14 protein-coding genes and 1 tRNA gene are annotated in these 12,044 nt (G+C 58.9%); 6 read left to right on the top strand and 9 right to left on the bottom strand.

What is annotated here, in order from left to right:
- Positions 1-23: 23 nt before the first annotated feature.
- On the bottom strand, positions 24-1,550 hold the full coding sequence (locus tag AC1Q8Q_RS27375) for a DUF3300 domain-containing protein (protein ID WP_492615740.1): 1,527 nt from the start codon (positions 1,548-1,550) through the stop codon (positions 24-26).
- 247 nt (positions 1,551-1,797) lie between these two features.
- Positions 1,798-2,238 (bottom strand): hypothetical protein, encoded by a 441-nt coding sequence (locus AC1Q8Q_RS27370; protein WP_168757556.1) that lies wholly within the window; start codon positions 2,236-2,238, stop codon positions 1,798-1,800.
- Positions 2,239-2,502: 264 nt separating this feature from the next.
- Between AC1Q8Q_RS27370 and AC1Q8Q_RS27365 the strand changes: the two genes are divergently transcribed.
- On the top strand, positions 2,503-2,985 hold the full coding sequence (locus AC1Q8Q_RS27365) for a cupin domain-containing protein (RefSeq protein ID WP_033042944.1): 483 nt from the start codon (positions 2,503-2,505) through the stop codon (positions 2,983-2,985).
- Positions 2,986-3,123: 138 nt separating this feature from the next.
- On the opposite strand, the gene AC1Q8Q_RS27360 is transcribed toward AC1Q8Q_RS27365, so the two are convergent.
- From AC1Q8Q_RS27360 to AC1Q8Q_RS27350, 3 genes are all read right to left on the bottom strand, one after another.
- Positions 3,124-3,444 carry an isochorismate lyase gene (locus AC1Q8Q_RS27360; protein ID WP_492615739.1) on the bottom strand — a complete coding sequence of 107 codons (321 nt, stop codon included), beginning with the start codon at positions 3,442-3,444 and terminating at the stop codon, positions 3,124-3,126.
- 255 nt (positions 3,445-3,699) lie between these two features.
- Positions 3,700-4,128 (bottom strand): GFA family protein, encoded by a 429-nt coding sequence (locus AC1Q8Q_RS27355; RefSeq protein WP_110754947.1) that lies wholly within the window; start codon positions 4,126-4,128, stop codon positions 3,700-3,702.
- Positions 4,129-4,183: 55 nt separating this feature from the next.
- Complete coding sequence (locus AC1Q8Q_RS27350; protein WP_033042939.1) at positions 4,184-5,125, bottom strand: carbon-nitrogen hydrolase family protein; 942 nt, start codon at positions 5,123-5,125, stop codon at positions 4,184-4,186.
- A 105-nt stretch (positions 5,126-5,230) separates the two neighbouring features.
- Between AC1Q8Q_RS27350 and AC1Q8Q_RS27345 the strand changes: the two genes are divergently transcribed.
- Positions 5,231-5,914 carry a winged helix-turn-helix transcriptional regulator gene (locus tag AC1Q8Q_RS27345; protein WP_020800716.1) on the top strand — a complete coding sequence of 228 codons (684 nt, stop codon included), beginning with the start codon at positions 5,231-5,233 and terminating at the stop codon, positions 5,912-5,914.
- A gap of 21 nt (positions 5,915-5,935) precedes the next feature.
- On the opposite strand, the gene gltS is transcribed toward AC1Q8Q_RS27345, so the two are convergent.
- Positions 5,936-7,150, bottom strand: coding sequence for a sodium/glutamate symporter (gene gltS, locus AC1Q8Q_RS27340; protein ID WP_033042937.1), 1,215 nt, complete (start codon positions 7,148-7,150; stop codon positions 5,936-5,938).
- A 207-nt stretch (positions 7,151-7,357) separates the two neighbouring features.
- On the opposite strand from gltS, the gene AC1Q8Q_RS27335 reads away from it, so the two are divergent.
- The gene (locus AC1Q8Q_RS27335; protein WP_492615738.1) at positions 7,358-7,816 is read left to right on the top strand and encodes a metallophosphoesterase family protein; all 459 of its coding nucleotides are present in this window, start codon (positions 7,358-7,360) and stop codon (positions 7,814-7,816) included.
- Positions 7,817-7,911: 95 nt separating this feature from the next.
- On the opposite strand, the gene AC1Q8Q_RS27330 is transcribed toward AC1Q8Q_RS27335, so the two are convergent.
- Positions 7,912-8,454, bottom strand: a complete 543-nt coding sequence (locus tag AC1Q8Q_RS27330; RefSeq protein ID WP_492615737.1) for a DUF1905 domain-containing protein — start codon at positions 8,452-8,454, stop codon at positions 7,912-7,914.
- A gap of 47 nt (positions 8,455-8,501) precedes the next feature.
- The gene (tspO, locus tag AC1Q8Q_RS27325; protein WP_432668317.1) at positions 8,502-8,942 is read right to left on the bottom strand and encodes a tryptophan-rich sensory protein TspO; all 441 of its coding nucleotides are present in this window, start codon (positions 8,940-8,942) and stop codon (positions 8,502-8,504) included.
- A gap of 167 nt (positions 8,943-9,109) precedes the next feature.
- On the opposite strand from tspO, the gene AC1Q8Q_RS27320 reads away from it, so the two are divergent.
- Positions 9,110-9,325, top strand: a complete 216-nt coding sequence (locus tag AC1Q8Q_RS27320; protein ID WP_020800710.1) for a hypothetical protein — start codon at positions 9,110-9,112, stop codon at positions 9,323-9,325.
- A 187-nt stretch (positions 9,326-9,512) separates the two neighbouring features.
- Positions 9,513-9,588: transfer RNA gene (locus AC1Q8Q_RS27315), tRNA-Phe, on the top strand.
- An 87-nt stretch (positions 9,589-9,675) separates the two neighbouring features.
- On the opposite strand, the gene AC1Q8Q_RS27310 is transcribed toward AC1Q8Q_RS27315, so the two are convergent.
- Positions 9,676-9,948 carry a hypothetical protein gene (locus AC1Q8Q_RS27310; protein WP_492615736.1) on the bottom strand — a complete coding sequence of 91 codons (273 nt, stop codon included), beginning with the start codon at positions 9,946-9,948 and terminating at the stop codon, positions 9,676-9,678.
- 442 nt (positions 9,949-10,390) lie between these two features.
- Here AC1Q8Q_RS27310 and AC1Q8Q_RS27305 point away from each other — a divergent pair, with 442 nt between their 5' ends.
- Positions 10,391-11,752: an MATE family efflux transporter gene (locus AC1Q8Q_RS27305; RefSeq protein WP_033044603.1), complete on the top strand. Its 1,362-nt coding sequence runs from the start codon at positions 10,391-10,393 to the stop codon at positions 11,750-11,752.
- Positions 11,753-12,044 lie beyond the last annotated feature (292 nt).

Below are 12,044 nucleotides of genomic sequence, written 5' to 3'. Positions count from 1 at the left end.
TGCCTTTACTCGAGGATGGTTATTCAACGGCGGCCCCCCCTTGAACGCGCTGCGCCGGATGGCCGACTGATCTGATGACCGGCTGCCCTCGAGGCGTTGGGGCGCTGGAAGGAAGCCTGGCTGGCCCGGCCACGATTGGCTTGCAGGTTGGCCTGGGACGGCGAACGCGCACCGGCGAAGGCATTGTTGCGGGCACTGCCTCTATTGACGGCCGGCGAGGCCTGGCGGTTTTGCGCCGCCTGGCGCGTCTGTGCACGTTGATTCGTCTGGTTGGCCTGATTCCTCGGTTGCTGAACTCTCGATTGCTGATTCTCCCGAGTATTTCTGGCGGTATTTTGGCTCCGGTCAGCAGCCCTCGGCCTATCGGCCGCTTTCGGCCTGTCTGCTTCGGCTTGCATCCGATTGCCGGCCGAGGCCCTGGACTGGGCTTCGCGCGCCCGATCACGGGCCTCAAGGTTGCTGGTGGCAGGTCGTTCGATACCGTGCCGGTCCATCGAGCTACGGGCATTTTCACGCGCCTGGGCGCGCTGGGCATTGTCCCCTCGATAGGCCTGGCGCTGACTGGCACCTCCCAGTTGCCGGCCGTACTGTTCGCGGCTCCTGTTGTCCCGATAGGGCACGCCATTGCGATGCGCGGCGTTATGCTGCCACTTGTTCTGATTGTTGGTGATGCGGTTGTTGGCATTGATGTTGTTGTAGCGATTGACGTCGATGTCGACGTCGTTATTACCCCAGTCACATTCACCCCACAGCGCACCGACGATGGCCACACCGGTGCCAAACGCCAGCCCGGCCATCAGCGCCTGACCGGGGTAATAAGCGGGCGGCGGCGGATAGTAGGCAGGTGGCGATGCGGGATAGGCCCAGGTGCCGTAGGTGGTTGTCGGGTTGTAGGTGGGGACGTACACCACCTGCGGATCGGCCGGCTGAATGATGATGGTGGAGCTGCTGCTGGCGGGGGCCTGGGCCGGAGCCTGCGTTGTGGTCGTGGCGGTCGATGCGGGGGGCGGTGGCGCAGCGTTCTGGATCGTTACGTTCTGATATTGGTTGCTCTGCAGGTTACCGGCTGCCTGGGCCTGGCGACGCAAGCGTTGCACGCCATTCATGAGGTCGTCGGGCTGCGCCAGGAAGGCGTCACCCAGGCGTTGGACCCAGACCGGATCCTGCCCCAGCGTTGCCAAGACCTGCGGGAAGGCAACCAGCGCCTGCACACTCGGGTCCCAGGGCTGGTTCGCCACTTGCTTGACCGCGTCATCGCCCTTGGCGTCCGGGTGAGCCTTCGACCAGGTGACTGCCTCGGCGACTTCCCCGGGGTAGGTGGACGCCATCAGCACCTGTGCCAGCAGCGGGTCCGGGTAGAGCGCGATGGGGGCGAGCATTTGATCCAGCTGTTCCTGGGTAAACACCGGGTCTTTGGCGGGTATCGTGGTCGCTGCCGTATTGGCAGGGCTGGCTGTCGGGGTGGGGGCTGTATCCGCCGCCTGCGCCACGAGGGGCGGGCTGCTCAGAAAAAACATCGCTGACAACACGTAAAGAAATGGAGTACGCATCACAGCTCCCTGTGGTCAGGCAGATTTGAAATGAGTGGATCAATGCCAGGTGAATGCAAGCCGATTGTGCAAATCCCGGACCTCAACTTCGACGCCGTCCATTGATAGTAGCAAACATAAAAATTCTGCCCGAAATACCTTCGGTTCCCGGACCAATAGCAGTCGATGGATGCCGCTCAGTGCAGTGAACACGAAAAAGCCCGGCTGATCAGGCCGGGCTTTTTGCGGGTGCGGTGCAGCGATGGGGTCAGGCGACAGTGTTGCCTTGCAGGCGGTCGGAGCCATCGGCAGCGACGGTGTTGCCTTGCAGGCGGTCGGAGCCATCGGCGGCGACAGTGTTGCCTTGCAGGCGGTCCGAGCCATCAGCGGCGACGGTGTTGCCTTGCAGGCGGTCCGAGCCATCAGCGGCGACGGTGTTGCCTTGCAGGCGGTCGGAACCATCAGCAGCGACGGTGTTGCCTTGCAGGCGGTCGGAGCCATCGGCGGCGACGGTGTTGCCTTGCAGGCGGTCAGAACCATCGGCAGCGACGCGATTCTCGATCAAGCGATCCGAACCACCCTCGGCCACCCGGCTTTCAATCAGACGATCCGAGCCACCTTCAGCGACAACAGGCTGAACAGAGGTAGCGGCAAAAGCGTTAACTGCGAAAACCGAGAAAGCGATGCTGAGGAGGGTCTGGCGTTTCATGATCGTGTGCTCCGGGGTGTTGTTGGTTGGTATGGAGCTGATGTTACGCCGCGGATTTTTTTAGAGAACTTCATTGAAGTGATGGTGAACATCGATGCGATTGATAGGGGCCGCTCGCGACCCCTTGTTAGCGTGATGATGCGGCACCGGGCATTGATTACATTGCGTATCAACTGTAATGCCCAATCACATCGTTATCATCAACGCCAATCGCCCATAGAGTCAGCCTGACGATTTGTTTATGGCGTAGTCAAGGTGACTCTCATGGTTCAACGCATTATGAAAACAACTGCCCTGGCAGCACTTCTTGTTGCAAGCGCAATCATGCCGTCCACTCAGGCACAACCCTTGCCACTCGATAAAACCGCTTCCTTGCATAATGAAGACGTGGAATGGCGCAGCTTCCCCGCCTTCCCCAAAGAGGTAAAACTGGCTGTTATCGCCGGCGACCCGAGCAAGCCAGCACCCTACGTGGTACGAGTCAAAGTGCCCAATGGCATTCGATTAATGCCCCATGTTCATCCTGAAGATCGTATCTACACCGTCATGTCCGGTGTTTTCTATATTGGCTTCGGAACGGTTTTCGATCCGGACAAACTGGTTGCCTACGGGCCGGGCAGCGTCGTGATACTCCCGGCCAATACGCCGCACTTCCATTGGGCAAAATCAGGTGAGTACATCTCGCAGGTCTACGGGACGGGTCCGTTGGGGCTTGAGTATGTGGACAGCCATGACGATCCTCGCTAATCCTGTAGAAGCCGGCTTGCTGGCGATCGCGGACGTGCAGTCGACACTAATGTCGCCTGATGAACTGCGATCGCCAGCAAGCCGGCTCCTACAGCGCATATCCAGGTTGCAAGGGGTTGGACATGCAAAGCACGGGGATCAGGTCTGGGACAATTGCGCCGACCAGTGCTTCATCTCCTCGGCAATAAAATGTTTAACCAAATCGCTATACATTTTTTCGATTGCGTCCGGGCTCAGGCCCTCGGCCTCGGCCCATTCACGACGTGTTGCCAGCATGGTATTGAACCGCTCCTGAGCACGCACCGAGGCCGCAGAGGTCTTGAATTTCGAAGCCGCAAGCACGTACTGGAATCGCCTGCCTAACAACTTGATAACGGCCTGGTCGAGGGCATCGATCTCACGTCTGATGTCCTCCATTCCTTTGCATTGCGCGGGTTGCAACTGGCTGAAAACTTCCATGTAGGTAACTCCGTTATTTTTCAGTCCATCGTCGAAGCGCCGCCGAAGCATGCTTCGCATTAAATCTCACATTAGCACTCGTTGCATGATTCCAATTTCATTGGGTTCGAGGCAATTGCATGGCACCGGCTTTCTTGATTGCCTTCAACTTTGTGCCCATTGTTGTCCCGAGCGGCGTACCGACGAAAGACCGTACGCCGTGGGGTGCCAAGTTTACAGCGGTATCGTTAACGACCGTCGCGAGCATGCTCGCTCCTACATGCTAATGCCGGATCCTCCCAATTCTTTCGGCACATCCTTGAACTTCGGCAATCCATCTTCAATACGCAACACCGACTCCTGATAATGCACATGAACCCCTGGCGTGTACTCAAGATCCGGGATGAGCGCAGCATACACATCGATGAGTCCCATCCCCGGGTGCTCGGTGAAGAGATGTCCGCCGCACGTCTTGCACCACTTGCGGTAACTCTGTGGTGTCTTGTTGTAGGTGCCGATGTTGTCGGCGCCCCGAGTCACTTGCACCGCCTCCGGTTTCCACAGGGTGAAGGCATTGACCGGCCCCGCCGACCAGTGCCGGCACGACTCGCAATGGCAATAGCCCATCGCGGCCGGCTCACCGCTGACGGTGAACTCGACCGCACCGCAAAAACAACTGCCTTTGTAAGACTGTTCAATGTTCATGGCATGACTCCTTGATCAATGGTCAGGCGATAGCTCGCACAAACGTTACCTGTCTTCACCCGTCGATGTAGCGCACCGCTGTCGCCGGCGTGCGTCGCACCTGCAGGTCGAAAATGTCCGGGCGTGCATAGTGCCCGGTGACGTCGAGCGCCCGCCGTGCAGGGGCCACGAGTGAGACGTCGATGTCCGCATACAGAATGCCCGCCTCTCGGTGCAATGGGCCGGCCACGATCCGGCCTTGGGGATTGACCACCACCGAGTCGCCGTCGTTGATCCATTCGTCTGGATCGGCAAACAGTTGCGCACGGGACGGGAAGTCGTCAGGGACGTCGCTGCCGCGCAGCGCGGTGCCACTGCCAAGCACCCAGCAGCGGCCTTCGAGGGCAATGTGACGCATCGTACTGATCCAGCCCTCGCCAGTGTCGTAAGTGGGCGCGACATAGATTTCCACCCCTTGGGCATACAGCGCGTAGCGCGCCAGCGGCATGTAGTTTTCCCAGCAGATGAGCGCTCCCACGCGGCCGACCGGTGTATCCACCGCGCGCAACCCGGACGCATCACCAAAGCCATGCACCATGCGCTCGGGATTGGTGGGCATCAGTTTGCGGTGTCGGTTGAGCACGGCGCCGTTCACGCCGATAACGACTACGCTGTTATAGAGCGTGCCCCCTCCATTGCGCCGGTCGCATTCATTGATGCCGCACACGATCGTCACCGCGTGAATCCTGGCCGCCTCGCACAATTGGCACAGGTCACCGTTCACGATATCAACGGCATTGGCCAGCAGCCGCGTATGCAACTGGCCGATGACAGCGCCGTCCTTTCCCGCCGCCAGCCGCCAGATCCACGACGGGTAACCTGGAATGAACGATTCGGGCAGAACAATCAGCGAAGCTCCCGCCGTCGCGGCCTCAGAGACCGATTGCACGGCCCGGGCGATCGTCGCGCTGCGATCGAGCAGCACGGGCGGGCGCTGAATAATGGCGATCTTGGTCATGATGTTCTCCTGGGGCGGTTGGCTGTCGGAGACTTGAGCGTGCGCGTGGCGAAGTCGCGGGGCTAGTTCAATATCTGAAGCGTTGCAGCGATGGGAGTGCAGGCAATGAACGAAAGCTATGGTCAGTTCTGCACGGTCGCGCGCGGTGCCGAGGCACTGTGCGAGCGCTGGACACCCTTGGTCGTGCGCGAACTGTTGTGCGGCAGCAAACGCTTCAATGAACTGCACCGCGGCGTCCCCCGGATGTCCACCGGCTTGCTGGCACAGCGGCTGCGCCATCTGGAAGAAATCGGCGTGGTGCATCGCACCGCGGTTGGCAAAGTCTGGGAGTACAGCCTGACCGAGGCGGGCGAGGAATTGCGCCCCATCATCATGGCGCTGGGGCATTGGGGCGCGCGCTGGATCGGCAGTCGCCTGCGCGATGATCAACTCGACGCGGGCCTGCTCATGTGGGACGTGCGCCGGTTCGTGCGTCTCGAGACGTTTCCGTCCCGACCGGTGGTCATCCAGTTCAAATTTCGCGACGCGCGGTCCGGCGAGCAAGCGTGGTGGCTGGTGGTCGAGGAGGGTGTGGCAGACTTGTGCCGCGACGACCCCGGGCGTGAATTGACCCTGGTCGTCGATTCCAGTGTGCGTGCCTTGACCGAGGTATGGGCGGGCGACCGCACACCGCGGGAGGTGCTTGAGTCGCGAGAGCTGCGTGTGGATGGCGCAGCGCAGGATGCGCAAAACCTGTGGCGCTGGTTGGGTACGAGCGCGTTTGCCGGTACCCGGAGCGCGGCGCGTTAGCCGTTCAAGCAAAACGAGCGGCTACAGCCCACTGAACATCCCGATAATCACGGCATTGACCAGGTCAATGAAGAATCCGCACACCAGCGGCACGATCAGAAAGGCCTGGTGAGCCGCACCGTACTTCTGGGTCACGGTCGTCATATTGACGATGGCTGTCGCGGTGGAACCCAGCGCAATACCACCGAAGCCTGAAGCGATCACGCTGGCTTCGTAATTGCGGCCCATGAAGCGAAAGACCAGAAAATACGTATAGAGCACGGTCAACAGGATCTGCAGGGTCAATGCGCAAGCAATAAACAACAGCGCGCCGCTGAGCTGCCACAACTGCAAGCCCATCAGCGCCATGGTCAGGAACATACCCAGGCAGACATCGGAAATCAGCGACAGGCCCTGGCTGGCGCCGCTCCAGGATTTCAGGCGCTGCTCGCCGATCAGCCCCCGCACGAGGTGGTGAATGACGATACCGGCGAACAGACAACTGACGAACTTGGGCAGGGTGATCCCGCTATCGACCAGCAGCAGGTTGAGCCCATAACCGAGCATCAAGGTCAAATTGAGCCACATCCACGCCCAGAGCACGTCGTAGTAGTCCAATGGCTTGCTTTGCTGTTGTTCGAGGATGCCGACTTCCAGCGCCGCATCCCCGGATGGCGTCAGTTGATGGCGACGGATCAGGCGGTTGGCGATAGGGCCGCCGATCACACAAGCGGCAATCAGGCCGACAGTGTTGCTGGCGATCCCCAATTCGTGCGCGTTCTGGATGCCCAGCCTTTCGACGAACAGCGGTGCCCAGGCCAGGGTCGTGCCGACCCCTCCGGTGAGGGAAATCGAGCCCACCATCAGGCCAGCCTTGGGATCAAGCCCGAAAACCTCGGCCATGCCCATGCCCAGCGCGTTCTGCAGGAAAATGAACACCGCGGCGAGCACCAGCAGGATCAGCAGCGGTCGCCCACCCTTGATCAGCTGGCGCATGTCCGACCTCAAGCCGATACCGGCAAAGAAATAGAGCAGCATGGTGTCGCGGACTTGCAGATCGAACTCGACCTGGATGTTGAGACCGAAGTACAACAGACTCGTGACCGCCGCACACACAAAGCCGCCGACCACCGATTCTGGAATACAGTATTGACGCAGCAAGGTGCTGTGCTGGACCAGTGTCTTGCCCAGGAAGAGCAGCAGGATGGCCAGGGTGAAACTCACCAGGCCATGAACAGCAAAGAGTTGGGCGGTCATCTATAGCCTATTGAAAAACCTCAAAAAAATATTATCCAGTGTCGATCGCACGGTTTTGCGACCTGGATCAATGAAAGTACAGATCGCCGATGAATCCGGATGTGGTCAAGGCCCGGATTCGCCGAAGTGAGTCAAGCACCTGATCCCGGAACACGCAATCGCCGGAGCAGAGGAGCGTACATCCTCGAGACTGACCTGGAGCCTTGCATGAAAGTTGGCGTGATCTCCGATACCCATGGCCAGCTCCGCAACGAAGCACTCGCGGCGTTGCAGGGCTGTGAACGAATCATTCATGCCGGCGACATCGGAAAGCCGGGAGTACTCGAACAACTGGCGTTGATTGCGCCACTGCATGTCGTGCGCGGGAACAATGACCTGGCAGCTGCGTGGGCGGAACATCTCGCCGACCACCTGAGTTTCGAACTTGAGGGATGGCAGACGTTGCTGGTGCATGACATTGCCGATGCCCCGGCAGTGCTGGCGCCAGGCACGAGGCTGGTGATTACCGGGCATTCCCACAAGCCGTGCATTGAGTGGCGCGGTAAACGGCTGTACCTCAATCCAGGCAGTGCAGGGCCGCGACGGTTCAAGTTACCGGTGACATTGGCGTTGCTTGACGTGCAAGAGGGGGCGATTGAGCCGCGTCTGGTTTCGTTGCTGGAGTGAACGTTTGCTTAGGGGCGGGTGTTGCATGTCTTTGAGAAAGGGGGCGACAAGCAAGGCTGAAGTGAGGGGGTAAAGGGGGCAATGGAATGCCCCATTCAAGAATCTTCTGCCTCGGGCGCCCGGAAGGCCTTGCTGTAGAAACCGGACTGGTCGAAACAGCAGACCTGCTTCTTGCCGGATGCAAGCATATCGCAGGCATCACCTATTCGTTTTGCGCGCGTCTTGAGTTGCTTGGCTGAAGTCAACCAGTGTATCCAGTCTACTCGTGCGAGGGTCGTCGTATTCTTCCAGACTTCATGAGCCTGAGGAGTGGCTGCCAGTGCCTCCTGAAAATCTGCGGGGATCTCAGGTTCGGGTTCCTTTTTCACGGGGGTTAGCTCGAGGGTAACCACATCCCCAACGGCCGCGCCTGCGGCTTCAAGTAATTCGCGACTGACCTGCAACCAATGGCTCAACTGACCATCCGGCTCCAGGGTTGCCTGGAAAAGGTGCCCATTGATCGCGCCTTCGACTGTCGTCCTTCCTCGCCTCGGAAGTTGTTCACTCACTTCTCTTGGCAGCACTACGAACGCCCACGACGTATCATTACCAGGCTTTGTCGGACGAAGAAGCTTTGCTTCGAATCGGGATTTCATCATCACGCCCCCCTCACCGTAGAGTCTAAATTCGCACCTGAAGGCTTATATCAGCGGTTATTGCGCAAGATGAAGAAGTTCAACGCGCCGGCCAGGCAAAGCCACACTAGATATGGAAACAGGATCAAACCGGTGATCACATCAAGCCGCAAGGCCAGAACCACCATTACAGCGACCACAAGCCAAAGCAGCGCGAGGATCACCATGCTGGCGAGAATACGTTGAGCGCCGAAAAACACCGGCGTCCACAGCGTATTCAGTGCAATCTGCGCGGCCCACAAAGCCAGCACTACCTGACTATCAGGTATTTGGGTCAACCGATACCCAGCCCAGGCGAGCAACAGGTAAATAGTCGTCCAGGCGACTGGAAACAGCCAGTTGGGCGGCGTGAAACCGGGTTTGGCGAGAGATTCGTACCACTGGCCCGGTTGGAAAAAAATGCCTGTGCTGGCCGCAGCCCCGCAGGCCAGGAGAAAAATGTAAAAAGTCATCACTATTCCCTTGTGGAGTTCCGTGTCTTGAGTTGCGAAGGCATGTCCGCAGCATTAAGTAGAAGACGCTTGGAGAAGTGAAAAGTTTGGGTTTGTGGATGGCATTTTTCTGCTGACCGAAAGTGAGCCAATAATCACGATTTTTTCAGCATTACCGAGGTGTGCTTATGAACAACGCCAAAAAAGTGGTCATTGAGGACTGGGAGGGTGATGGCTGCATTCGTATCCCCGATGAGACATTGCAGGAGATGGGAGTCGACGTCGGAGACACCCTCTACCTGATCGAAGAGTATGTGGGTACGACTCGCTGTGTCGTGCTCAGTAAGACCCCACGAGTCGCTGATCGCACGGATGAGCTGGCCAGGTATTGGAGCGAAAACTAGGGTGCCTGGACTATCTGCTCCTCACAATGTCCTTCGCTTATGAGCAAACGAGTAAGGCGGTTTTGCAAAAAAATCTGAAAAACTGACGACCAACTGGTTACTTCTAATCGTAACTATAGGTATTTAATAAGTTTTTTTGAGTTCGTGCTTGACGCCCCAGCAGTAAAAAACGTTTAATTGCGCCGCGGCCCAGATAGCTCAGTCGGTAGAGCAGGGGATTGAAAATCCCCGTGTCGGCGGTTCGATTCCGTCTCTGGGCACCACCTTTCGCTTTCAGGTGGCTCCAACACCATCCGAAACACCCCAAGAAACCCGCCTTGTGCGGGTTTTTTGTTATCTGCGTTTTTTATTTACTCCGCCGCCTGCGCCCGCAAGCGCCGCCCAATCACATCCATCAAGTCACAGCCATCACGCAACGGAATCGCCAGCAGCTTGGAAAAGTCCGACAATACCACCGTATCGCAACCAATCTCGGCGCGAAAGGCGATGTTCTCCAGTACCTGCGTCACCGTGCGAATGCGGTAATCCGCCATGGCTTGCAGAACGGCGAGTGGGGCTTGGGTGTCGATGAGTAGAGAGGCCGGGATCAGGTCGATTCCGGTGAGGGGCATGTATCTTTCCATAGGTGAAAACTCCGATCAGTGCAAAGTTGGACTGTCCCTCATTCGTCGCCAAACAAATGGGTGACAGCTGTACGCAGGTTGGCGAACCGGGATCGGAATCCGGCAGACCCGAAGGTCTCCCGCGCACAGCTGCCATAAAGACAGCTTTGCGAACGTGCAAAAGCACCTGCAAGAAAGCACAGAGCTTTTGCATCCGATCAGTCAGGTCGCCAAACCTGAGTCGCCATTTGGGCGACGGGGCGGACTATAAGCTTCATCGGATCGATGGGCAAGGTGAGGCATTCCGAGCTTTATGTAGGACCTGTGATGATGAAATCTCGGACCTTTCCCATCACTTCGCTGGAAATCCAAACACAGACCTGAGATGGTCATCGCCCGTTGGTTTCAGCCACCGAAGCTATCCTCAATCAACACGCCCGCCGTCGAGATGGACCTCTACCCAATGCAAACCCCAGCCCAACCGCAACGCGCCCTCTGGAAAACCTACTTGCTGTTCCTCGCCCCCATGGTGCTGTCCAATTTCCTCCAGTCCATGTCCGGCACCGTCAACAGCATCTACATCGGCCAGATGCTCGGCACCCAGGCGCTGGCAGCCGTGTCCGGCATGTTCCCCATCGTGTTCTTCTTCATCGCCCTGGTCATCGGCCTCGGTGCGGGGGCGGGTGTGTTGATCGGGCAAGCGTGGGGGGCACGGGAGACGCATTTGGTGAAGGCGATTGCCGGGTCGACGTTGTTGTTGGGGTTGTTGATCGGGTTGGTGGCAGCCGTGGTGGGTAGTGTGTTCGCACGGTCTTCCTTGGTGGGGTTGGGGACACCGGGGGATGTGCTGGACGATGCGGTGGCGTATGCCCATGTGATGTTGTGGTTCATGCCGACGCTGTTGGTGTTTGTGTTGTTCACGCAGTTGTTGCGCGGGGTGAGTGATACGTTGTCGCCGTTGTTGGCGCTGGTGGTGTCGACCTGTATCGGCCTGGCACTGACGCCGGCGTTGATTCGTGGGTGGTTGGGCTTGCCGCCGATGGGGATTCAGAGTGCGGCGTTTGCCGGCTTGGCGGGCAACCTGGCGGCGATGGGGTGGCTGGCATGGCGTTTGATTCGCAAGGGCCATCCGTTGGCGCCCGACCGGGAGTTTTTCGCGGCAATGAAGCTGGACATGGCGATTCTAGGCAAGGTGTTGCGCATCGGTTTGCCCACCGGGTTGCAGATGGTGGTGTTGTCGTTGTCGGAGCTGGTGATCCTGGCGCTGGTGAACCAGCACGGTTCCCAGGCGACGGCGGCGTACGGCGCGGTGACGCAGATCGTCAATTACGTGCAGTTCCCGGCTCTGTCGATTGCGATCACAGCGTCGATCCTCGGCGCGCAGGCGATCGGGGCAGGGCGCATCGAGCGGATCGGACCGATCCTGCGCACGGGGTTGATGATCAACGTGTGCCTGACCGGTGGGTTGGTGGTGTTGGGCTATTTGCTGTCGCACTGGTTGCTGGGCTCGTTCCTCACCGAGGACGCGACGCGCAGCATGGCCGAGCACTTGTTGCACATCATGCTCTGGAGCCTGTTGGTGTTCGGCTTCCAGGCGATCATCGGCGGCATCATGCGTGCCAGCGGCACGGTGATGGTGCCGGTGGCGATTTCGATTGTGTGCGTGGTGGGTGTGCAGTTGCCGGTGGCGTATCTGCTGGATGCGCGGTTTGGGTTGCAAGGGGTGTGGATGGCGTTTCCGGTGGCGTATCTGGGGATGCTGGCGTTGCAGACTCTGTACTACAAGCTGGTGTGGCAGCATCAGAAGATTGAGCGGCTGGTGTAGGGAGGCGCCAAGATCGCAGCCTTCGGCAGCTCCTTCATCAGCCTCTGCCAACGTTGATCCATGCCGCGTCGGAGCCTGTGGGAGATTGTTGTCTGAGTACATATCCATTGCTGCGGTAACGGCCACCTATGGTTCCGCTTTTACAGCGGGTAACTTTGAAAAGCGGAACGCCGCCCGGCGCAAAGTAACCAAACGCTCTTGCCCCACCACTCGGTGCCTCGCTTAGGCTCGGCATGCCGTATCGAAGGCATTGCTCCGTGGGTCGCCGCGATGGGCCGTCCCTGGCCCAGCG

The sequence above is a fragment of the Pseudomonas sp. GW823-FHT06B06 genome, from assembly GCF_058795195.1.
The sequence above is the reverse complement of the archived record's forward strand: the minus strand, read 5'-3'. Positions and strand labels throughout refer to the sequence as shown.